Consider the following 21,562-nt stretch of genomic DNA (forward strand, 5'->3'; position numbering starts at 1 on the left):
CCCTCGACGCCCCCCGAGACCTCGGCCCGCTGACCGCCACCGCCACCGGTGCTGCCCGTGTCCCCGGTGCCGTCGGTCTCCTGCCGCTGGTGCTGTCGCTCCGCCATGGTCATGCCTCCCCGATGCGCTCGCGCCCCCCGTGCGCCGTGGCGCGCACGCTATGCGCTCACGCGTGTGGGTGAGGGGGAGACGGCCGGAAAGTCACTCGAACGGGTAAGCGGGGGCCGGAACGGGGTGCCGTACCGGCAGGTCACCCCTTCCCTCCGCCGGGGGCGGCTGCGATGATCGGGGCGAATGCCGATTGTTAACCCGCGTTAACCGGGAGGGTGTCATGAGCGAGGAGCGGTTCGGGGAGTTCGTGCTGGTGAGGAGGCACGAGGAGGGGCATGTCGCGGAACTCGCCCTGGACCGGCCGAAGGCCATGAACGCCGTGTCGACGGAGATGGCCCGCTCGGTCAGCGCCGCCTGCGCCGCGCTCGCGGCGGACCGTGAGGTGCGGGTGGTGGTCCTGACGTCGACGCACGAGCGGGCGTTCTGCGTGGGCGCCGACCTGAAGGAGCGGAACTCCTTCACCGACGCCGATCTGCGCAGGCAGCGCCCGGTGACGCGGGGCGCGTACACGGACGTGCTGGAACTGCCGATGCCGACGGTCGCGGCGGTGCACGGCTTCGCGCTGGGCGGCGGTTTCGAGCTGGCGCTCTCCTGCGATCTGATCGTCGCCGACGCCACGGCGGTCGTGGGCCTGCCCGAGGTGTCCGTCGGTGTCATCCCGGGCGGCGGCGGTACGCAGCTGCTGCCCAGGCGGGTGGGCGCGGCGCGCGCGGCCGAGCTGATCTTCACGGCTCGCCGGCTCGAGGCGCCGGAGGCGCGGGAGTTGGGTCTGGTCGATCATCTGGTCGACGCGGGCCGTGACCGCGAGGAGGCTCTGGCCCTGGCCGCCCGTATCGCGGGCAACTCCCCGGTGGGCCTGCGTGCCGCCAAGCGTGCCCTGCGTCTCGGCCAGGGGCTCGATCTGCGGGCCGGCCTGGAGGTGGAGGATGCGGCCTGGCGGACGGTGGCTTTCTCCGGCGACCGCGCGGAGGGCGTGGCCGCGTTCAACGAGAAGCGCAAGCCCCAGTGGCCGGGGGAGTAGGACCCGTACCTTCCGCGTATGCCGATGGGCCCCGAGGAAGTTCCTCGGGGCCCACTGGTGCGTCCGGGTGACGACGGTCAGTCCGTGCCCGACTCCATCGCGGCGCGGTCCAGGGCCGTCTCCTCCTCGTCGGCGCCCTCGCCGCGGGAGGCGATGGCCTCCGCGCCGCCCTCCGGCATGGTGCCGATGAGGCCGGTCGACGCCGCCTGGGCGGCACCGATCGGGGTGGGGTGGGCGGTGCCGACGAGGCCGAGGCCGACGTACTGCTCCAGGCGGGCGCGCGAGTCGGCGATGTCCAGGTTCCGCATGGTCAGCTGGCCGATCCGGTCGACCGGGCCGAACGCGGAGTCCTCGGTGCGCTCCATGGACAGCTTGTCGGGGTGGTAGCTGAGCGCCGGGCCGGTCGTGTCGAGGATCGAGTAGTCCTCGCCGCGCCGCAGCCGCAGCGTGACCTCGCCGGTGATCGCGGCGCCCACCCAGCGTTGCAGGGACTCGCGGATCATCAGCGCCTGCGGGTCCAGCCAACGGCCCTCGTAGAGCAGCCGGCCCAGGCGGCGGCCCTCGGTGTGGTAGGCGGCGACGGTGTCCTCGTTGTGGATGGCGTTGACGAGCCGCTCGTAGGCGATGTGCAGCAGCGCCATGCCCGGTGCCTCGTAGATGCCGCGGCTCTTCGCCTCGATGATCCGGTTCTCGATCTGGTCGGACATGCCGAGGCCGTGCCGGCCGCCGATCGCGTTGGCCTCCAGGACGAGGTCGACGGCGGTGGCGAACTCCTTGCCGTTGATCGTGACCGGGCGGCCCTGGTCGAATCCGATCGTCACGTCCTCGGCGGCGATCTCCACCGACGGGTCCCAGAACCTGACGCCCATGATGGGGTCGACCGTCTCGATGCCCGTGTCCAGGTGCTCCAGGGTCTTGGCCTCGTGCGTGGCGCCCCAGATGTTGGCGTCGGTCGAGTACGCCTTCTCGGTGGGGTCCCGGTAGGGCAGCCCGTGCGCGAGCAGCCACTCGGACATCTCCTTGCGGCCGCCCAGCTCGCTCACGAAGTCCGCGTCCAGCCACGGCTTGTAGATCCGCAGGTGCGGGTTGGCGAGCAGGCCGTAGCGGTAGAACCGCTCGATGTCGTTGCCCTTGAAGGTGGAGCCGTCGCCCCAGATCTGGACCCCGTCCTCCAGCATGGCGCGCACCAGCAGCGTGCCGGTGACGGCCCGGCCGAGCGGCGTGGTGTTGAAGTACGCCCGCCCGCCGGACTTGATGTGGAACGCGCCGCAGGCCAGCGCCGCCAGGCCTTCCTCGACCAGCGCCGCCTTGCAGTCGACGAGGCGGGCGATCTCGGCGCCGTACGCGGTGGCACGGCCGGGCACGGACGCGATGTCGGGCTCGTCGTACTGGCCGATGTCAGCGGTGTACGTGCAAGGGACGGCGCCCTTGTCGCGCATCCACGCGACGGCGACCGAGGTGTCGAGGCCGCCGGAGAAGGCGATGCCGACCCGCTCGCCGGTGGGGAGGGAGGTGAGGACCTTGGACATAGCAAGAGTATGCATCACCTTGCATGATCATGCAAGGCGGGTGGAATGTGGTTCCCGACATACCCCCGGAGGCCTCCGGGGCCGCACCTGATGCATCTCCCGCCCCCGCGCCCGGGGCCCGACACACGCCGGAGGCGGCCACCCCCCAGGGGTGACCGCCTCCGTGTGGATCCGGTGGTGGGCTCAGATCGCGGAACCCGCCTTCCACTGGGCCCAGTCCATGTTCCAGCCGTTGAAGCCGTTGTCCGGCGCCACTGTCTTGTCGCCGGTGTTCGCCACGACGACCACGTCACCGATGATGGAGTGGTTGTAGAACCAGGCCGCCGGGGTGTTCGGGTCGTCCGCGCCCTGCTTGTCCTGAAGGCCCACGCAGCCGTGGCTGGTGTTGACGCTGCCGAAGACCGACGGGGCGCCCCAGTAGTTGCCGTGGATGAAGGTGCCGGACGTGGTCAGGCGCATGGCGTGCGGCACGTCCTTGATGTCGTACTCGCCCTTGCCGTCGTCGTCGGTGAAGCCGACCGTCGCGCCGTTCATCCGGGTCTCCTTGAACTTCTCGGAGATCACCATCTGGCCCTCGTACGTCTTGTTCTCGGGCGAGCCGGCGGAGATCGGGATGGTCTTGATCACCTGACCGTCCTGCGTGACCTTCATCTGCTTGGTCTTCGCGTCGACGTAGGAGACCTGGTTGCGGCCGATGTGGAAGGTGACCGTCTTCTGCTGGACGCCGAAGACGCCCTTGGCGCCCTCGACGCCGTCGAGCTCCAGCTTCAGCGTGACGGTGGAGTTCTCCTTCCAGTAGTCCTGCGGGCGGCAGTCCATGCGGTTGGAGTTGAACCAGTGGCAGGCGACCTCCTGGCCGCTGCTGGAGGTGACGGTGATGCCCTTCTGGACGTCGGCCTTGTTGGTGATGGCCTTGTCGAAGGTGATCGACACCGGCATGCCCACGCCGACCGTGGAGCCGTTCTCCGGGGTGAAGTTGCCTATGAAGCTGTTCGCCGGGGAGACCGTGGTGAAGGACGCGTTCTCGTGCGCCACCCGGCCGTCGGCGTCCTTGGCCTCCGCGGACACCTTGTAGGTGGTCGAGCGCTGCAACTGGACGGTGGGCTTCCAGCTCAGCTTGTCCGCCGACAGCTCACCGGCGACCGTCTTGCCGTCGGCGGTCGTCATCGTCACCGAGGACAGGGTGCCCTTCGTGACCGTGACGGCGGCGGAGTTGTTGATGGAAGCGTTGGTCGAGCCGTCCGCGGGCGTGATCTTGATCTGGGCCTCGGAGGTCTTCTGGGCCGCCGCCTCGTCGACCTTGGCCTGCGAGGTGTCGGCGCCCTTGTCACCGGCGTCGTCGCCGCCGGAACACCCCGCCAGCACCAGCACACCGCCGAGCAGTGCGGACGCGGCCACCAGGCCCCTGCGCCGCTTGCTGTCCGTCATCACACGCTTCTCCATCGTTGCCGAATCCACGAAACCCGAGAGACCCCTGGCGAGATCTTCAACGCTACGATCGCCACGTCCGGTTCCCCACTGGCCGGGCGTGTGGGGCTCACCACGTCCACCGGCCGCGATCACCGGCCGAGCGCCCCTTGAGACGACGTGACCCCGGACGGCGGTTTCCGTCCGGGGTCACGAATTCCCCAAGAGTTTCAGCCGCTGCCGCCCGCGCCGCGCGGACCCCCGCCCGCCGGCCTGCCGCCCTCTCCGCATTCCGCTGTGCCTGCTTCTTCGTCTTCGTCGTCTGCTTCTTCGCCTGTCTCCCCGTCATCATCCTCGTCGATGTCCCACTCCGGCGAATCGGGGTCGTAGTCGATCTGCTCGCATGTCCACGACGCCTGCTGCAACTCGATCCCCGGCACATCGCTGACCAGGTCGAACGGGTCCACGAGATAGGCGAGCGCCTCGGCAGTGTCATCCGTCACAGCGCTCTCGGCGTGTGCGCGCTCCGCGTCCGGCATCCCGGACTCCGACGCGATACGGCGCAGAGCGGCCCTGGTCACCGCGTCCCCGTCGCCCACCTCCAGCACCAACTCCACGCGGAGACGGACAAATCGTGATGCTTCAGGAGTATTCATGGCGTGAGCGTAGGCCGGGTCGCGTCCGTAACTTTCCCGCGACCCGCGCCTTTCATTAGCATCCCTCCACACGGCCAATTCGCCAGCGCCACAAGGGGATCGATATTCCGTGTCATCCGCTCGCCGTCCGTTGCTGACCGCCACCGCCGCGGCGACCCTGCTGGGCGCCCTGTGGTTCGTCCCGTCCGCCAACGCGACGCAGGAGAACGGGGCGAGAGAGCAGACCCCGATGACAACGACCGCCCAGGCCAGGGCGGTGCCGCTGGCCGCCGCCGACACCGCCGCCACCGAGGCGGACAGTGCTGTCGGTGCCGCGCTCCACGCCTCCGCGGACGGGACCGAGGATGTCCGTCTCGCCGACACCGGCAGCTTCGACAGCACCCCGTACGTGGTCGGAGGCACCCTTTTCCTGGCGGTGGGCGCGGGTTTCGTCGTTTATTCCGTTCGCCGGGAACGCCTGGAATTTTGAATCGACTTGACGTTTCTTTGACAGAAACCTCATAGTCCGATCATGAAGAGATCATCGGGCGTGCGGGTGTGCGCCGTTGCTGCCGCGGGCGCGCTCTCCCTCGCCCTTGTCACCGGTTGCTCCAGCGGGAGCGACAAGAAGACCGACGACACGAAGGCCTCGGGCTCGGCCTCGGCCCCCGCCGCGCCGGCAGCCAAGAAACTGACCAAGGACGAGCTGCAGAAGCTGTTGCTCGCGCAGGGCGACATCAAGGGCTACAAGGTCGCTGCCGACAAGGAGATCGTCTCCCTGTCCAAGTCGAAGATCAAGGTCGACAAGCCCGACTGCGAGCCGGTCGCCTGGGCCACCAGCGCCCTCGCCCCCGGTGACACGGACTCCGACGCGCGCAACAGCGTCAGCCAGGTGCCCGAGGGTGTCGACAAGGGCGACATCGAGGCCGCCTTCGACTTCGACGTGACGATCGTCGGTCTGTCGTCGTACGACGGCGACGGCGCCGAGAAGGCCATGAAGGCCGTCGCCGACGGTGTGAAGGCCTGCGCCGGCGGCTACGGCGTCGCCCAGGACGGCGACGCCTCCAAGGTCTCCAAGGTCGTCGACGACAAGGTGCCCGCCCAGGGCGACGAGGCGATCGGGTACACCCAGTCCATCGGCATGGACGAGGGCACCGCCGACTTCCACACCCTGGTCGTCCGCAAGGGCAACACCATCGCCACGTTCTACACGGCCAACGTCGGCGCCCTCGCCGGCGGCAAGTCCGCGGCCGTCGAGATCCCGGCCGCCGTGGTGCAGGCACAGCTCGCCAAGCTCAAGTAGGCACAGGCCGGAAACACCTGACAGAAACACAGGGGCCCCGCCGGACGACCGGCGGGGCCCCGCGCACACCGCTACCGCAGCGGGCCGGTGACCGCCTCCACGGCCGCGACCAGCCGGCCCTCGCGCACGAACGCGTCCGCGGCGGCGAGGTCGGGCGCCAGGAACCGGTCCGGGCCGGGCCCCTGCACCCCGGCGGCCCGTACGGCGTCGATGACGGCCTGTGAGGCGGGCGCGGGCGTGAGGCCCTCGCGCAGCTCGATCGCCCGCGTCGCGGCGTACAGCTCGATCGCGATGACCCGGGTGAGGTTGTCGACGGCCGTGCGCAGCTTGCGCGCCGCCGACCAGCCCATGGAGACGTGGTCCTCCTGCATCGCCGACGACGGGATGGAGTCCGCCGACGCCGGTACGGCCAGCCGCTTCATCTCGCTGACCAGCGCGGCCTGCGTGTACTGGGCGATCATCAGCCCGGAGTCCACACCGGCGTCGTCCGCGAGGAACGGCGGCAGGCCGTGGCTGCGGTTCTTGTCCAGCAGCCGGTCGGTGCGCCGCTCGGCGATGGACGCCAGGTCGGCGGCGGCGATGGCGAGGAAGTCCAGCACGTAGGCGACCGGGGCGCCGTGGAAGTTGCCGTTGGACTCCACGCGCCCGTCGGGCAGCACCACCGGGTTGTCCACGGCCGAGGCCAGCTCCCGCTCGGCCACCACGCGCGCGTGGGCGACGGTGTCGCGTCCGGCGCCGGCCACCTGCGGGGCGCAGCGCACCGAGTAGGCGTCCTGGACGCGGGGGGCGTCGTCCTGGTGGTGCCCGGTCAGGCCGGAACCTTTCAGCACGGCCAGCATGTTGGCGGCGGCGGCGCCCTGGCCCGGGTGCGGGCGGATGGCGTGCAGTTCGGGGGCGAGCACCTTGTCCGTGCCGAGCAGCGCCTCCAGGGAGAGGGCGGCGGTGATGTCGGCCGACTTGTAGAGGGTGTCGAGGTCGGCGAGGGCCATCACCAGCATGCCGAGCATGCCGTCGGTGCCGTTGAGGAGGGCGAGGCCCTCCTTCTCGCGCAGCTCGACCGGGGTGATGCCGTGCTCGGCGAGGAGTTCGCCGGCGGGCCGCACGGTCCCGTCGGGGCCCTCGGCCTCGCCCTCGCCCATCAGCGTCAGCGCGCAGTGGGAGAGCGGGGCCAGGTCGCCGGAGCAGCCGAGGGAGCCGTACTCGTGGACGACGGGGGTGATCCCGGCGTTGAGCAGGTCGGCCATGGTCTGCGCGACCTCGGGGCGGACACCGGTGTGGCCGGAGCAGACGGTCTTCAGACGCAGGAACATCAGCGCGCGGACGACCTCCCGCTCGACGCGCGGGCCCATGCCGGCGGCGTGCGAGCGGACGATGTTGCGCTGGAGCTGGGTGCGCAGCTCCTGGCCGATGTGGCGGGTGGCCAGGGCGCCGAAGCCGGTGGAGACGCCGTAGACGGGGTCGGGCTTGGCCGCCAGCGCGTCCACGATATCGCGCGCGGCGGTCAGGGCCGCGACCGCCTCCTCGGCCAGCTCGACGCGGGCGCCGTCACGCGCCACCGCGAGAACGTCGGACGCGGTCACCCCGGACGTCCCCACCACCACAGTGTGCATATCCATATTCAGGAGCGTACGCAGTGAAGACGAAGATGTCACCAGTGGTGCCGGGGACTGACCCTTACAGGTAGGTCACAGAGGCCGGTACCGAGGCAGGCCCCGGGGAGCGGTGCGGCCGGGGGCCCGCCGCACGGCACCCACGGCCGACGGTTCCGTACCGCCCTCACGGCCGCCGCCCCCGGAACCGCCGCCGCTCCGGTGCGCGCGGCTCGGACGGCGCGTCCGCCAGCCGTACGACGGGATCGTCCGGCCCCTCCCGGCCCGCCACCACCGGCCGCGTCGCCCGGCCGGCCTTGGCCCGGTACTGTGCCGCGTCCGCCAGCCGGAAGAGCCGCCGCGCGTCCTCCACCGGCCCCACCGGGTCCTCGGTCGAGGCGACCCCGCAGGCCACACCCTCGCCCAGCTCCAGCTCGGCGGCCCGCCGGCACAGCTCGTCGGCCACCTTCACCACGTCGTCCGCCGGCGGGCCCACCGCCAGCAGACAGAACTCGTCACCGCCGAGCCGCGCCGCCAGCGCCCCCGGCAGCATCGCCCCGCACAGCGACAGCACCGAGCCGAACCGTTCCAGCAGACGGTCGCCCACGGCGTGGCCCTGGGTGTCGTTCACCCGCTTGAGCCCGTTCAGATCGCACACCACCAGGCTGACCACGCTGCCGTCGCGCCGGTGCCGCTCCACCGCCTCCTCCAGGCGCACGTCCACCGCCCGGCGGTTGGCCAGCCCGGTCAGCGCGTCCGTGAACGCCAGCCGGCGGGCCTCCTGCAACCTCTCCGTCTGCGCGAGCCCCGCCGCCACCACCGCCGCCAGCACGGTCGCGAAGTCCGCGTCGCTCGGCCCGAACACCGGCGCGCCCTGCGCCCGCGCCACATACAGCTCGCCCCACGCCCTCCCGTGCAGCACGATCGGCGCCACGACACAGCAGCCCCGCCCGCGGCGGCGCAGCGCGGCGACCCGCTGATGGCAGTAGCCGGCCCGGCCCGCCGCCGGACCGTCGGCGGTCTCCACCCAGGCGCCCGGCCCGCCGCCCCCCACCCACCGCTCGTGCAGGAACTCCGTGATCTCCGGGAACTGGTGGACGGGATAGGCCTCGTCGTCGGGGAACTCCTCCTCGTGCGCCGCCAGGTCGCCCACGTTGACCAGGACCCGCAGCCGGCCCAGGTCCCGCTCCCACACCGACAGCGCGGCGAAGCTGCCCGCCAGCGCCCGGCAGGCCCCGGCCGCCGCCGCCCGCCATGACTCCCGCGGAGTGTGCGCCGCGGCCATCCCCTGCGCCAGCGCCACGACCGCCGCCAGCCGCATGTCCTCACCCATCCATCCAGGCTAGGGACGTTCCGGTGGAAAGGGGACATCGGTGTGGCGAACAGGTGGCCGATCGTCCGCCCGGTCGCCCGGCTCGCTCGCACCGGCACGTCCTGGAACGGGGCCCACGCCGCCGTACGAGACGCATCTCCCGCACGGCGGCCGTACCGCCCGGCACACCCGGACCACGACGGCGTACCGCGCCCCGCACCGGGGACGACACCGGCCGGCCTCCCCAGCCCCGGAAGGCCACAGCTCCCGAACCCCGAGCCCCCGCAGGGTCACAGCTCCGGCCCGCTGCGGCAGTTCGACGCCGCCTGGTGTTGCGACGCCCCTGGAACCCGAGCTTCGGTCCGGGGGCCGCCCCCTTGCCCGCGGGCCGCGACCGCCGTACCGCCCGCTACGGCGCCGTACGCCCCGCCCGTGTCGCGTCCGCGCCCCAGCTCGCCAGGAGCCGCAGCGCCTCCGCCGACGCCGAGTCCGGCTCCGCGTGATACGTGATCAGCGACTGGTCCGACCCGTCCGTCAGCTTGAACGACTCGAACTGCAAGGCCAGTTCACCGACCAGCGGATGACGCATCCGCTTGACCCCGTGGTTCTTGTCCTTCACATCGTGCTGCGCCCACAGCCGCCGGAAGTCCTCGCTCTTCACCGACAACTCGCCCACCAGCGCCGACAGCCGAGGATCGTCCGGATAGCAGCCCGCGTCCAGCCGCAGCGACGCCACGATGTCGCACGCCTTCTGCTCCCAGTCGACGAACAGCTCCCGGTACGCCGGGTTCAAGAACGCCAGCCGCGCCCAGTTCCGCTCCTCCGGCGGCAGCTCCCCCCAGTCGCCGAACAGGGCCGCCGCCATCCGGTTCCACGCGAGGATCTCCGAACGCCGCCCCGTGACATACGCCGGGATCTCGTCCATCGCGTCCAGCAGTGTCCGCAGCGGCGCCCGCACCTGCTGCGCCCGCGCCGCCGGCTTCCGCTTCAGACGTGTCGGCTTCGCCAGATGCGTCAGATGCGCGTGCTCGGCGTCCGTCAGCCGCAGCGCGCGGGCGATCGCGTCCAGCACCTCCGCCGACACGTTCCGCCCGTTGCCCTGCTCCAGCCGCGTGTAGTACGCCACCGACACCCCGGCAAGCTGCGCCAGCTCCTCCCGGCGCAGCCCCGGCACACGGCGGTGCCGCCCGAAGTCCGGCAGCCCGACGTCCTCCGGCTTCAGCCGGGCCCGTCGGGTGCGGAGGAACTCGCTCAGCTCGGCACGCCGGTCCAGACCGGCGCCGGCCTCCGGTGCTCGGCGTTCGTCCATGCCGCCCAGTATTCCTGGTGGCCCCGGCCCGAACGAGCCTGTTCCTGTCCCGGCCAGTGGTACGCACAGCAGACGTACGACAAGCCGTGACCTGGGTGAACGCTCCGAGGGCGGGCAGGGTGGACGTCGTGCCCGGCCACAGCGGGCCGGGCACGGAAGACCATCTGTCAGGAGAACCCTCGACATGACCACTGTCGCCGCATACGCCGCCCCCGCGCCCAAGGCCCCGCTGGAGCGCACGACGATCGAGCGTCGTGACGTCGGCGAGTTCGACGTCCTGATCGACATCAAGTACGCCGGCATCTGCCACTCCGACATCCACCAGGCCCAGGAGGGCTGGGGCGAGGCGATCTTCCCGATGGTCCCCGGCCATGAGATCGCCGGCGTCGTCGCGGAGGTCGGCCCCGGCGTCACCAAGTACCGCGTCGGCGACCGCGTCGGCGTCGGCTGCATGGTCGACTCCTGCCGCGAATGCGACAACTGCAAGGCCGGCCTGGAGCAGTACTGCACGGGCGGCAGCGGCATGGTCGGCACGTACAACGCCGTCGGGAAGGACGGCGAGCCCACCCACGGCGGCTACTCGCAGAAGATCGTCGTCGACGAGAACTACGTCGTGCGCATCCCCGACGGGCTGTCCCTGGACGAGGCCGCGCCGCTGCTGTGCGCCGGCATCACCCTGTACTCCCCGCTCAAGCACTGGGGTGCCGGGCCCGGCAAGAAGGTCGCGATCCTCGGCATGGGCGGCCTCGGCCACATGGGCGTCAAGATCGCGCACGCGCTGGGCGCCGAGGTGACCGTGCTGTCGCAGTCCCTGCGCAAGAAGGACGACGGGCTGAAGCTGGGCGCCGACCACTACTACGCCACCAGCGACCCGGAGACCTTCGAGGAACTGGCGGGCAGCTTCGACCTGATCGTCTCCACCGTGTCCGCGCCGCTCGACTTCAACGCCTGTCTCGGCCTGCTGAAGACGCGGGGCGCGCTCGTCAACGTGGGCGCCCCGGAGGAGCCCGTCGCGCTGAACCTGTTCTCGGTGATCGGTGGCGGCAAGACCCTCGCCGGTTCCATGATCGGCGGTATCGCCGAGACGCAGGAGATGCTCGACTTCTGTGCCGAACACGGCTTCGGCGCCGAGATCGAGCTGATCCGCGCCGACCAGATCAACGAGGCCTACGAGCGTGTCGTCAACAGTGACGTCCGCTACCGCTTCGTGATCGACACGGCCACCATCTGACGCCCGCGCGTCCCCCGGCACCCTGTGCCCGCCCTCACCAGGGCGGCACCGGGCGCCGGGCCGTACCCGGGGGCGGGTCCCGGCGGCCGGGGCCCGTCGGTCAGTGCGGCAGCGTCGCCGGGCTGCCGCCGTTGGCCTCGTAGCCCGCGACCGCCAGCGCCCGGTACACCGCGAACTCCGCCGCCGGGTCCGCGGACAGCGTCCACGGCAGGGCACCGACATGGCCGTCGACACGCACCAGCTGGTCCATGGCCTCCGCCCAGCGCTCGGCCCGCACCAGGAAGAACACCAGCAGATGCCGCACATGGGCGAGCATCGGATCGTCGGGGCGGGCCGTGTGCACGGCGTGCAGCGCGCCGTGGATCGCCTTCGTGACGACCTCGCTCCGGTAGAACCCCTGCACCAGGTTGACCTCGGGCAGATGCTCGAACACCGCGAACAGCGGCATGGCGGCCAGCAGAGACCCGCGCGGCGCCCGCGCGGCGGCGGCCTCCGCGAACTGATAGGCCAGTTCCCGCGAGCCGTGCCACTTCTCGCACCAGTAGTGCAGCGCCGCCAGACGCGCGCCCATGTGGTGCGGGGCACGGTCGAGGATCTTCAGCCAGAGCTGCTCGAACTCCTCACGCGAGTAGTGCAGGCCCCGCGCCACCGACAGCTCGACGATGTACGGCACCGGATCACCGGGCGCGAGCAGCGCCGCGTCGGCGACGGCCGCCTTCGCCTCCTCCATGATGATCCGGAAGTCGTCCGCGCCGGGCGTCGACGTCCGCCACGCCTGCTGCGCCAGGAACTCGGCGTGCACGGCCGCACCGCCCGCGTCCTTGGGCATCTCGGCGCGCCACACCCGCAGCCACTGCCCGCCCGGTATCTCCCCGACGCCGCCGGGCCGCTGCTGGAGCTCCAGCGCCGCCGCCCCGGCGAACGCCTGCACCCGCTGCCAGCGCCGCTCGCCCTCGGTCTCCGTGCCCGCGAGCAGCTGCTGGGCGGCTCTGTAGTCGCCCGTGCGCTGCACCAGGTCCAGCACGTCCAGCAGATCCTCGTCGGGGCCGGGCAGCCGTACGTCCAGCTCCTCCTCGCGGACGAAGCCGTAGTTCGCGGGATCGGCCGCGTCCGGATGGCCGGGCGGCACCAGCTCGATCCCGCCCCGCCTGCGCCGCAGATACGGCAGCAGCACGAAGCCGATCAGGACCACCGCCATCAGGACCCAGAGAATCTCCATGACTCAAGCGAACCAGACACCGCCGACAATTGGCCAACCCCCTCCCGGCAGCCTGTGGAAAACTCCTCCGCGACCGGCCCCGCGCGGCCGACGGTGCGCCTTCGGCCACTTGGCGCACTACGCTCGGTGCACATGAGCGACAGGCACATCAGTCAGCACTTCGAGACCCTCGCGATCCACGCGGGCAACACCGCCGACCCCCTCACCGGCGCGGTCGTCCCGCCGATCTACCAGGTCTCGACCTACAAGCAGGACGGCGTGGGCGGCCTGCGCGGCGGCTACGAGTACAGCCGCAGCGCCAACCCGACCCGCACCGCCCTCGAGGAGAACCTCGCCGCCCTGGAGGGCGGGCGCCGGGGCCTCGCGTTCGCGTCCGGACTGGCGGCCGAGGACTGCCTGTTGCGTACGCTGCTCAACCCGGGTGACCACGTGGTCATCCCGAACGACGCCTACGGCGGCACCTTCCGCCTCTTCGCCAAGGTCGTCTCGCGCTGGGGCGTGGAGTGGTCGGTCGCCGACACCTCCGACCCGGCGGCCGTACGCGCCGCGATCACCCCGAAGACCAAGGTGGTCTGGGTGGAGACGCCGTCCAACCCGCTGCTCGGCATCACCGACATCGCCGCGGTCGCCCAGGTCGCCAGGGACGCCGGTGCGAAGCTCGTCGTCGACAACACCTTCGCCACGCCCTATCTTCAGCAGCCGCTGGCGCTGGGCGCGGACGTCGTCGTCCACTCGCTCACCAAGTACATGGGCGGGCACTCCGACGTCGTCGGCGGCGCGCTGATCACCTCCGACGAGGGGCTCGGCGAGGAGCTGGCCTACCACCAGAACGCGATGGGCGCGGTCGCCGGACCGTTCGACTCGTGGCTGGTGCTGCGCGGCACCAAGACGCTGTCGGTGCGGATGGACCGGCACAGCGAGAACGCGGGCAAGGTCGCCGACATGCTCACCCGGCACCCGAAGGTGACGCGGGTGCTGTACCCGGGTCTGGAGGACCACCCGGGCCACGACGTCGCCGTCAAGCAGATGCGGGCGTTCGGCGGCATGGTCTCCTTCCGGGTGCAGGGTGGCGAGGAGGCGGCCGTCGAGGTCTGCAACCGGGCGAAGGTGTTCACCCTCGGCGAGTCGCTGGGCGGTGTGGAGTCCCTGATCGAGCACCCGGGCCGGATGACGCACGCCTCCGCGGCGGGCTCCGCCCTGGAGGTCCCCGGCGACCTGGTGCGGCTCTCCGTCGGCATCGAGAACGTCGAGGACCTGCTGGAGGACCTCAAGCAGGCGCTCGGCTAGGGCGTTCGGCCAGGACGGGCGCGGGGGGCGGGCCCCGGAGCGCCCGCCTCATGGCCGGCCGTCCCAGGGCGCCGTGGGCCGGTCACCAGTCCGTGAACGTCGGGGTCGTCTCCGAGGGCGCCTGCGCCCACGGCTGCACCGTCAGCGCCCACACGGCGAAGACGACGACCCCGACCGCGAGCAGCAGCCACAGCACCCGTCGTACGGCCGTACGACGCCGCAGCAGCCGGGAGCCCCGGCGCACGGCGGCCTCGTACAGGCCGGGCGGCGGCACCGGCTGCACCCGCTCCATGATCCGGCGTGCGGCGGCCTCCCGTTCGAGCCTGTTCACGACGCCGCCACCCCCGCCTCGGCGACGGGCCGGGCCGCCCTGCGCGGTGGATGCAGGACGGTCGCCGTCGCCCGGTCGCACAGCGCGTGCACCCGCTCCTGCGGCATCCCGAGCAGCGCCGAGACCTGCTCCTCGCCGATACCCTCGAACAGGCGCAGGACGAGCACCAGCCGCTCGTGCGGACCGAGGTCCGCGAGCGCGCTGTCGGGGTGAGGGCGGGTGCGGGAGAGCAGGCCGCCGTGGTGGTGCCAGGCGCCGCGGGCGAACCGGGTGGCCAGATACTCGCGCGCTCTGTCGTACGGGTCCTCGCCGCGCAGCCGGTCCCAGGAGGCGTACGTGTGCGCCAGCGCCAGCGTGACCAGGCGGCGGGCGCGCGGATTGTCGTGGGGCGCCTCACCGGTGAGCAGGGTGGCGGTGTGCAGCAGCCGCCCGCCCGCGCCCGCGACGAACGACTCGAAGTCCCGGGCCCGCCGGGCGCCCTGGGACGCATGCCGTTCTCGCACCGCGCCTCCCCCTGAGGGCGACCAAGAGATTCGGGACCGGGCCGCCCACGGCATGCGTGACCGCGTGCGACGGGGGCCCGGTCTCATCTGAGGCCAGGGGGCCCCTTTCGGTCAAGAGCCGCGCACCGGCAATGCGGCACCCGGCCACGGCCGCGACACGGCGAGCGTCCGGGGAGGGGCTGCGATGACCGTCGGGCCGACGCCGGCGCCGACGGGGCCCGCCCGGCGTGTCAGGACGCGGTGCCCTGCTCCGCGCCCGCCGTCGCGGCATGGCCCGCCTGCCGGGCCGACAGCGCCTGGTTGAAGCGGGTCAGCAGCGTGCAGAACGCCTCGCGCTCCGCGGGCTCCCAATCGTGCGTCAGTTCGGCCATGAGCTGCCGCCGGGAGGCCCGGACCTCCTCCAGGCGTGCCTGCCCGCGCGGCGACAGCTGGAGCACGACCGCCCGCCCGTCCTCGGGGTGGGAGGTCCGCTTGACCAGACCGGTGTCCACCAGCGGCGCGACCTGCCGGGTGACCGTCGACGAGTCGATGCCCATGCTCGCGGCGAGCGCCTTGACGCCCATCGGGCCCTCCTTGTCGAGGCGGTTGAGCAGCAGGTACGCGGCACGGTCCATGGAGTTGCGCACCTGTCCGACGCCGCCGAGCCGGGTCTGTTCGGCGCGGCGGGCGAACACCGCCACCTCGTGCTGGAGGGTGTCGAGGAGACCGGTGTCACCGACGGTCGTCATGTCCATCGACATTTCAGGTGTTGTGGGCATGGCCGGGGGCTCACTTCGTGGAGGGCTGCTGGTTGGGGGACAGGGTACGCGGAGGCCGCGCACGTCGTACCTGCGGTGCGCAATCCCGTCTCGCCGGTTGGTCACGACAGCGGTCCGCGGGTGTCAACTGCGAGACTTGGGACATGACCCACCGTACGGCCGCCGCCCTGCCTCCCGTCACCCTGGACGACGTGCGCGGCGCCCAGAAGATGCTCAGCGGCGTGGCCCGGGTGACCCCGATGGAGGGCAGCCGCAGGCTGTCCCAGCTGGTCGGTTCGCCGGTGCATTTCAAGTGCGAGAACCTGCAACGGACGGGTTCGTTCAAGCTGCGCGGCGCGTACGTGCGGATCGCGGGGCTCCTGCCGGAGCAGCGGGCGGCCGGTGTCGTCGCGGCGAGCGCCGGCAATCACGCGCAGGGCGTCGCTCTCGCGTCGTCGCTGCTCGGCGTGCGGTCGACGGTGTTCATGCCGAAGGGCGCCCCGCTGCCGAAGATCAGCGCCACGCGGGAGTACGGCGCGGAGGTGCGGCTGCACGGCCAGGTGGTCGACGAGACGCTGGCCGCCGCGCAGGAGTACGCGGCGTCCACGGGCGCGGTGTTCATCCACCCGTTCGACCACCCCGACATCATCGCCGGTCAGGGCACGGTCGGCCTGGAGATCCTGGAGCAGTGCCCCGAGGTGCGCACGATCGTCGTGGGCATCGGCGGTGGTGGGCTCGTGGCGGGCATCGCGGTGGCGGTGAAGGCGTTGCGGCCCGACGTGCGGATCGTCGGTGTGCAGGCGGCGGGCGCGGCGGCGTACCCGCCTTCGCTGGCGGCCGGGCATCCGGTGGTGCTGGCGAACCCGACGACCATGGCCGACGGCATCAAGGTGGGCCGGCCCGGCGATGTGCCGTTCGGTCTGGTCGCCGAGCTGGTGGACGAGGTCCGCACGGTGAGCGAGGACGAGCTGTCGAACGCGCTGCTGCTGTGTCTGGAGCGGGCGAAGCTGGTCGTCGAGCCGGCCGGGGTGAGCCCCGTCGCCGCCCTGCTCAGCGACCCCGGCGCGTTCGAGGGGCCGGTGGTGGCGCTGCTGTCCGGCGGCAACGTCGATCCGCTGCTGCTTCAGCGGATCCTGCGGCACGGCATGGCCGCGCAGGGCCGCTATCTGGCGGTGCGGGTGCGGTTGACGGACCGGCCGGGTGCGCTCGCGGCGCTGCTCGGAGTGCTGTCCGTGGTGGACGCCAACGTTCTCGACGTCAGCCATGTGCGGACCGATCCGCGGCTCGGGCTGACCGAGGTGGAGGTCGAGCTGCACCTGGAGACCAAGGGGCCGGAGCACTGCGCGGAGGTCGGCCAGGCCCTGCGCGAGGCGGGCTACACGGTCATCGACTGACTCCGGCGCCGGGCGGGGGATGAGAGGTTCGGCCCCACAGCCGACCCCCTCCCGCCCGATACACCCCTTACACCTTCTTGCTCCCGCTGGAGCGTGGTGATCGGCGCCTTGCTCCCGCACACCCCTCCGCACGCTTCACCCGTTCGGGTAAATCCATTGAGAGACGCGATACATCGCGTTACGGTTTGCTGGTGTCGCGTCCCGCCCGTCGGGCGGCGGGCGCGGCGCGAACCTAGGCTTCTGAAGAATCCCCGAAGAGGTGGAGACCCCTATGCCAGGCGCCATCTACGCCGAAGGCCTGGTGAAGACCTTCGGCGACGTCAAAGCCCTCGACGGCGTCGACCTCGACGTCCCCGAAGGCACCGTCCTGGGCCTGCTCGGACCGAACGGCGCGGGCAAGACCACCACGGTCCGCTGCCTGACCACCCTGCTGCGGCCCGACCGCGGCCGGGCCGTCGTCGCAGGCGTGGACGTGCTCAAGCATCCGAACGACGTGCGGCGCTCGATCGGCCTGTCCGGCCAGTTCGCCGCCGTCGACGAGTACCTCACCGGCCGCGAGAACCTCCAGATGGTGGGCCGTCTCTACCAGATGCGGCCCAAGGCCGCCAAGGCCCGCGCCGCCGAACTGCTCGAACAGTTCGACCTGGCCGACGCCGCCGACCGGCCCACCAAGACCTACTCCGGCGGTATGCGCCGCCGTCTGGACCTCGCCGCGGCGCTCGTCGTCTCCCCGCCCGTGATGTTCATGGACGAACCGACGACGGGCCTCGACCCCCGCAACCGCCAGCTTCTGTGGGACGTCATCAAACGCCTCGTCTCCGGCGGTACGACGCTGCTGCTGACCACGCAGTATCTGGAGGAGGCCGACCACCTCGCCCACGACATCGCCGTCGTCGACCACGGCCGGGTCATCGCCCGCGGCACCTCCGACGAACTCAAGGCCCGCACCGGCGGCGAACGCGTCGAGGTCGTCGTCCACGAACGCGACGACATCCCGACCGCCGCCACCGTCCTGCGCGGCTTCGGCAAGGGCGACATCACCGTCGAGGAACACACCCGCAAACTCACCGTCCCCGTCACCGGAGGCGCCAAACTGCTCGCCGAGATCATCCGCGACCTCGACACCCGCGGCATCGAGATCGACGACATCGGCCTGCGCCGCCCCACCCTCGACGACGTGTTCCTCTCCCTGACCGGGCACGTCGCCGAGAGCAAGGACGAGGACGACGACACGAAGGGGCCCGCGAAGCGGCCCGCGAAGGAGGCAGCCAAGTGAGCGCCGTCACCGATGCCGCGCCGATCGCCGCGCCCGCCCACCCGGTGGTGCAGTCCGTCCGTGACTCCCTGGTGATCGCCAAGCGGAACCTCATCCGCATGAGCAGAATCCCCGAGATGGTGATTTTCGGGCTGATCCAGCCGATCATGTTCGTGGTGCTGTTCAGCTATGTCTTCGGCGGCTCCATGAACATCGGCGGCACCACGGACTCCAGCGTCTACCGCAACTTCCTCATGGCCGGCATCTTCGCCCAGACCGTCACCTTCGCCACCGCCGGCGCCGGCGCGGGCATCGCCGACGACATGCACAAGGGGCTCATCGACCGCTTCCGCTCGCTGCCCATGGCCCGCGGCGCGGTCCTCACCGGCCGCACCCTCGCCGACCTGGTGCAGACAGCGCTGACCCTGTTCGTGCTGGCGATCGTCGCCCTGCTCGTCGGCTGGCGCACCCACACCAGCGCCGGCGAGGTCCTCGCCGCGTTCGGCCTGCTCCTGCTGCTCGGGTACGCCTTCACCTGGGTCGGCGCGCTCATCGGCCTGTCCGTGCGCACCCCCGAGGCCGCCACCTCCGGCGGACTGATCTGGCTCTTCCCGGTCACGTTCATCTCGAACGCGTTCGTGGACTCCAGCCGGATGACGCCCTGGCTGCAGCACGTCGCCGACTGGAACCCGTTCAGCGCCACCGTCCAGGCCTGCCGCAAGCTGTTCGGCAACCCCGGCGTCTCCCCGTCGGACGCCTGGCCGATGGTCCACCCCGTGTGGGCGTCGCTGATCTGGTCGGTGCTGATCATCGTGGTGTTCCGCACCCTGGCGGTCCGCAAGTACCGCTCGGCCGCCGCCTGAGCAGCGCGAAGCCCCCGCGCGCCGGGAGGGCGCCGGGGGCTTCGCGGCCGGTCCTGAGCGGGGTCAGCCGTTGTACGGCTCCGCCTTGAGGATCTTCACCGAGGCCTTCTTGCCGTTCGGCAGTTCGTACTCGGCGGTCTCGCCGACCTTGTGCCCGATCACGCCGCCGCCCAGCGGGGACTGCGGCGAGTAGGTCTCGATGTCGGCGCTGGCGTACTCACGGGAGGCGAGCAGGAAGGTCAGCGTGTCGTCCTCGTCACCGTCGAACGCGATCGTCACGACCATGCCCGGCGCCACGGCACCGTCGGACGCCGGAGGCTCCCCGACCTTGGCCGTCTCGAGGAGCTGGGTCAGCTGGCGCACGCGGAGCTCCTGCTTGCCCTGCTCCTCCTTGGCCGCGTGGTACCCGCCGTTCTCGCGCAGGTCGCCCTCCTCGCGCGCGGCCGCGATCTTGGCGGCGATCTCCGTGCGCGCAGGACCAGTAAGGTACTCAAGCTCGTCCTTGAGCTTGTTGTACGCCTCCTGGGTCAGCCAGGTGACGTTCTCGCTGGTCTGGGTCACAGGGTGCTCCTCGTCGGTACTGGGAATACAAAGCATCGCCCTACCCAGAAGAATGTTCCCTCATGGATGGGCGAAACCACGAGCCTAACAATTCAAGGCCGCAAGGGGGAGGACATAAGCCATGAGAATCACGTCAGCGCAGGTCAGCGCCGATGTGATTCGAGCCGTACCCGGCCGGGCCGCGCGTGGCGGGACAAGTCTTGCCGTGCCCTAGTCGCCGTGACAGCCGAGCAGCTCGGCTGTGGACCCCTTCGCCGTCGTACGCAGAGTGACGACCTGGTCGATCCGGGTCTCCGGCCCCGAGAAACGGAAGTCCGCGCGCCCCACCTCGGCGCCGTCCCCGGACTGCGAGCGGACCGTGCAGTAGCCGGAGGCCCCGGCGTCCTTGTGCACCTCCAGATGCACCTGGACCGCCTTCTCGGAGACCTGGAAGCTGATCACCTGGGCGCTGATCTCGCTGCCGGCGACATAGTGCCAGCCGAACCAGCCGACGAGCCCCAGCAGCGCGGCGCCCAGCACGGCGCCGACGACCTTGAGGGTGCGGTCGGAACGCTGGTCGGAGGAACGGCCGTAGCGGCCCTCCGGCACGTGCGTGCTCACCGTACTCATGATCGTCCTCTCGGCGTGCCCTCCGGACAGATCGGACGAAAGTCCGAAGCGGGCTCCCGGGCGGTGAACCCGGAATTATTCGCCGCCCGATTCGGTCACTATAGAAGCCGCCGATCGCACCCGCTGACACCGGGGCGCCGACATCGATGAGGATTGAGTCTTGACTGACCAGCTGCGACTGATGGCCGTCCACGCCCACCCCGACGACGAGTCGAGCAAGGGCGCGGCCACCATGGCGAAGTACGTGTCCGAGGGGGTGGACGTGCTGGTGGTGACCTGCACGGGCGGGGAGCGCGGCTCCATCCTCAACCCGAAGCTCCAGGGCGACAAATACATCGAGGAGAACATCCACGAGGTCCGCCGCAAGGAGATGGACGAGGCACGGGAGATCCTCGGTGTGAAGCAGGAATGGCTGGGCTTCGTGGACTCCGGCCTGCCCGAGGGCGACCCGCTGCCCCCGCTGCCGGAGGGCTGCTTCGCACTGGAGGACGTCGACACGGCGGCCGGTCGGCTGGTGAAGAAGATCCGCTCCTTCCGCCCGCAGGTGATCACCACCTACGACGAGAACGGCGGCTACCCGCACCCCGACCACATCATGACCCACAAGATCACGATGGTGGCGTTCGAGGGCGCGGCGGACACCGAGAAGTACCCGGAGGAGGAGTTCGGCCCGGCGTTCCAGCCGCTGAAGCTCTACTACAACCAGGGCTTCAACCGTCCCCGCACCGAGGCGCTGCACAACGCGATGCTGGAGCGCGGTCTCGAGTCGCCGTACGGGGAGTGGCTCAAGCGCTGGGAGCAGTTCGAGCGCAAGGAGCGCACCCTCACCACGCACATCCCGTGCGCGGACTTCTTCGAGATCCGCGACAAGGCCCTGATCGCGCACGCCACGCAGATCGACCCGGACGGCGGCTGGTTCCGGGTGCCGATGGAGATCCAGAAGGAGGTCTGGCCCACGGAGGAGTACGAGCTGGCGAAGTCTCTCGTCGATACGTCCCTCCCCGAGGACGACCTCTTCGCGGGCGTCCGCGACAATGCCTGATATGAGCGCAAGCGTGAGCCTGGCAGCGACCCACCTCGTCTCCCTCGCGAAGGAGGTCGACGAGAACAAGGTCACCCCCGGTGTCCTCGGCTTCATCGTGTTCGCGGTGATGGCCCTGGCCGTGTGGGGCCTGATGAAGTCCATGAACCGGCACATGGGCAAGGTCGACTTCAAGGAGACCCCGGACCCCGACGCCGAGCCGACGGGCCGCACGGCCGATCCGAAGCCCCAGCAGGGCTGACCCGGCGAGGCGCCCCACCGGCGCCTCGCCGGTGCGGGGCCATGCACCCGGGGCCGGGCGGCAGGTCCGGCGC

Annotated in this window: 22 protein-coding genes; 10 read left to right on the forward strand and 12 right to left on the reverse strand. The window is 71.2% G+C overall.

The window, feature by feature from the left end:
• Positions 1-331 precede the first annotated feature (331 nt).
• Complete coding sequence (locus tag MTQ10_RS03680; protein WP_247462138.1) at positions 332-1,132, forward strand: enoyl-CoA hydratase/isomerase family protein; 801 nt, start codon at positions 332-334, stop codon at positions 1,130-1,132.
• Positions 1,133-1,209: 77 nt separating this feature from the next.
• Here MTQ10_RS03680 and argG read toward each other — a convergent pair whose 3' ends face one another.
• From argG to MTQ10_RS03695, 3 genes are all read right to left on the reverse strand, one after another.
• Entirely contained in the window at positions 1,210-2,661 is a 1,452-nt protein-coding gene (argG, locus tag MTQ10_RS03685; RefSeq protein WP_247462140.1) for an argininosuccinate synthase, read from the reverse strand.
• Between the two features lie 183 nt (positions 2,662-2,844).
• The gene (locus tag MTQ10_RS03690) at positions 2,845-4,089 is read right to left on the reverse strand and encodes a L,D-transpeptidase (protein ID WP_247462144.1); all 1,245 of its coding nucleotides are present in this window, start codon (positions 4,087-4,089) and stop codon (positions 2,845-2,847) included.
• Positions 4,090-4,298: 209 nt separating this feature from the next.
• Positions 4,299-4,685, reverse strand: a complete 387-nt coding sequence (locus MTQ10_RS03695; protein WP_247462146.1) for a hypothetical protein — start codon at positions 4,683-4,685, stop codon at positions 4,299-4,301.
• A gap of 148 nt (positions 4,686-4,833) precedes the next feature.
• On the opposite strand from MTQ10_RS03695, the gene MTQ10_RS03700 reads away from it, so the two are divergent.
• Both MTQ10_RS03700 and MTQ10_RS03705 read left to right on the forward strand, forming a co-directional pair.
• Positions 4,834-5,193 (forward strand): hypothetical protein, encoded by a 360-nt coding sequence (locus MTQ10_RS03700; RefSeq protein WP_247462148.1) that lies wholly within the window; start codon positions 4,834-4,836, stop codon positions 5,191-5,193.
• A 42-nt stretch (positions 5,194-5,235) separates the two neighbouring features.
• Positions 5,236-6,006 carry a hypothetical protein gene (locus MTQ10_RS03705; RefSeq protein ID WP_247462150.1) on the forward strand — a complete coding sequence of 257 codons (771 nt, stop codon included), beginning with the start codon at positions 5,236-5,238 and terminating at the stop codon, positions 6,004-6,006.
• Positions 6,007-6,077: 71 nt separating this feature from the next.
• Here MTQ10_RS03705 and hutH read toward each other — a convergent pair whose 3' ends face one another.
• From hutH to MTQ10_RS03720, 3 genes are all read right to left on the reverse strand, one after another.
• Positions 6,078-7,616 carry a histidine ammonia-lyase gene (gene hutH / locus MTQ10_RS03710; protein ID WP_247462208.1) on the reverse strand — a complete coding sequence of 513 codons (1,539 nt, stop codon included), beginning with the start codon at positions 7,614-7,616 and terminating at the stop codon, positions 6,078-6,080.
• Positions 7,617-7,782: 166 nt separating this feature from the next.
• Positions 7,783-8,928 (reverse strand): GGDEF domain-containing protein, encoded by a 1,146-nt coding sequence (locus tag MTQ10_RS03715; protein WP_247462152.1) that lies wholly within the window; start codon positions 8,926-8,928, stop codon positions 7,783-7,785.
• A gap of 388 nt (positions 8,929-9,316) precedes the next feature.
• Positions 9,317-10,216 (reverse strand): helix-turn-helix domain-containing protein, encoded by a 900-nt coding sequence (locus MTQ10_RS03720; RefSeq protein ID WP_247462154.1) that lies wholly within the window; start codon positions 10,214-10,216, stop codon positions 9,317-9,319.
• A gap of 184 nt (positions 10,217-10,400) precedes the next feature.
• Here MTQ10_RS03720 and MTQ10_RS03725 point away from each other — a divergent pair, with 184 nt between their 5' ends.
• A complete protein-coding gene (locus MTQ10_RS03725; protein WP_247462156.1) occupies positions 10,401-11,447 on the forward strand; it encodes an NAD(P)-dependent alcohol dehydrogenase in 1,047 nt (348 codons plus the stop codon).
• Positions 11,448-11,547: 100 nt separating this feature from the next.
• Here MTQ10_RS03725 and MTQ10_RS03730 read toward each other — a convergent pair whose 3' ends face one another.
• The gene (locus tag MTQ10_RS03730) at positions 11,548-12,666 is read right to left on the reverse strand and encodes a hypothetical protein (RefSeq protein WP_247462159.1); all 1,119 of its coding nucleotides are present in this window, start codon (positions 12,664-12,666) and stop codon (positions 11,548-11,550) included.
• A gap of 132 nt (positions 12,667-12,798) precedes the next feature.
• Between MTQ10_RS03730 and MTQ10_RS03735 the strand changes: the two genes are divergently transcribed.
• Positions 12,799-13,953, forward strand: coding sequence for a cystathionine gamma-synthase (locus tag MTQ10_RS03735; RefSeq protein WP_247462161.1), 1,155 nt, complete (start codon positions 12,799-12,801; stop codon positions 13,951-13,953).
• Between the two features lie 82 nt (positions 13,954-14,035).
• On the opposite strand, the gene MTQ10_RS03740 is transcribed toward MTQ10_RS03735, so the two are convergent.
• The 3 genes from MTQ10_RS03740 to MTQ10_RS03750 all read right to left on the reverse strand — a co-directional run bounded on the left by MTQ10_RS03740 (position 14,036) and on the right by MTQ10_RS03750 (position 15,527).
• Entirely contained in the window at positions 14,036-14,284 is a 249-nt protein-coding gene (locus MTQ10_RS03740; protein ID WP_247462163.1) for a hypothetical protein, read from the reverse strand.
• Positions 14,281-14,787 carry a sigma factor-like helix-turn-helix DNA-binding protein gene (locus MTQ10_RS03745; RefSeq protein ID WP_247462165.1) on the reverse strand — a complete coding sequence of 169 codons (507 nt, stop codon included), beginning with the start codon at positions 14,785-14,787 and terminating at the stop codon, positions 14,281-14,283. The genes MTQ10_RS03740 and MTQ10_RS03745 overlap by 4 nt, the downstream gene beginning before the upstream one ends.
• Before the next feature lie 230 nt (positions 14,788-15,017).
• Entirely contained in the window at positions 15,018-15,527 is a 510-nt protein-coding gene (locus MTQ10_RS03750; protein ID WP_247462167.1) for a MarR family winged helix-turn-helix transcriptional regulator, read from the reverse strand.
• Positions 15,528-15,688: 161 nt separating this feature from the next.
• Between MTQ10_RS03750 and ilvA the strand changes: the two genes are divergently transcribed.
• The 3 genes from ilvA (at position 15,689) to MTQ10_RS03765 (ending at position 19,036) form a co-directional block, all read left to right on the forward strand.
• A complete protein-coding gene (ilvA, locus tag MTQ10_RS03755; RefSeq protein WP_247462169.1) occupies positions 15,689-16,918 on the forward strand; it encodes a threonine ammonia-lyase in 1,230 nt (409 codons plus the stop codon).
• 271 nt (positions 16,919-17,189) lie between these two features.
• Positions 17,190-18,194, forward strand: coding sequence for an ATP-binding cassette domain-containing protein (locus MTQ10_RS03760; protein WP_247462171.1), 1,005 nt, complete (start codon positions 17,190-17,192; stop codon positions 18,192-18,194).
• On the forward strand, positions 18,191-19,036 hold the full coding sequence (locus tag MTQ10_RS03765; protein WP_247462173.1) for an ABC transporter permease: 846 nt from the start codon (positions 18,191-18,193) through the stop codon (positions 19,034-19,036). Before MTQ10_RS03760 ends, MTQ10_RS03765 begins: the two co-directional genes overlap by 4 nt.
• A gap of 63 nt (positions 19,037-19,099) precedes the next feature.
• On the opposite strand, the gene greA is transcribed toward MTQ10_RS03765, so the two are convergent.
• Positions 19,100-19,597 (reverse strand): transcription elongation factor GreA, encoded by a 498-nt coding sequence (greA, locus tag MTQ10_RS03770; RefSeq protein WP_247462174.1) that lies wholly within the window; start codon positions 19,595-19,597, stop codon positions 19,100-19,102.
• A gap of 210 nt (positions 19,598-19,807) precedes the next feature.
• Entirely contained in the window at positions 19,808-20,206 is a 399-nt protein-coding gene (locus MTQ10_RS03775; RefSeq protein WP_247462176.1) for a DUF4307 domain-containing protein, read from the reverse strand.
• Positions 20,207-20,366: 160 nt separating this feature from the next.
• On the opposite strand from MTQ10_RS03775, the gene mca reads away from it, so the two are divergent.
• Positions 20,367-21,248 (forward strand): mycothiol conjugate amidase Mca, encoded by an 882-nt coding sequence (mca, locus tag MTQ10_RS03780; protein WP_247462178.1) that lies wholly within the window; start codon positions 20,367-20,369, stop codon positions 21,246-21,248.
• Positions 21,241-21,489 (forward strand): hypothetical protein, encoded by a 249-nt coding sequence (locus MTQ10_RS03785; protein WP_247462180.1) that lies wholly within the window; start codon positions 21,241-21,243, stop codon positions 21,487-21,489. Before mca ends, MTQ10_RS03785 begins: the two co-directional genes overlap by 8 nt.
• Positions 21,490-21,562: the final 73 nt, after the last annotated feature.

Source organism: Streptomyces sp. XM83C (assembly GCF_023072675.1).
In the GTDB taxonomy this organism is placed as follows: domain Bacteria; phylum Actinomycetota; class Actinomycetes; order Streptomycetales; family Streptomycetaceae; genus Streptomyces; species Streptomyces thermocoprophilus.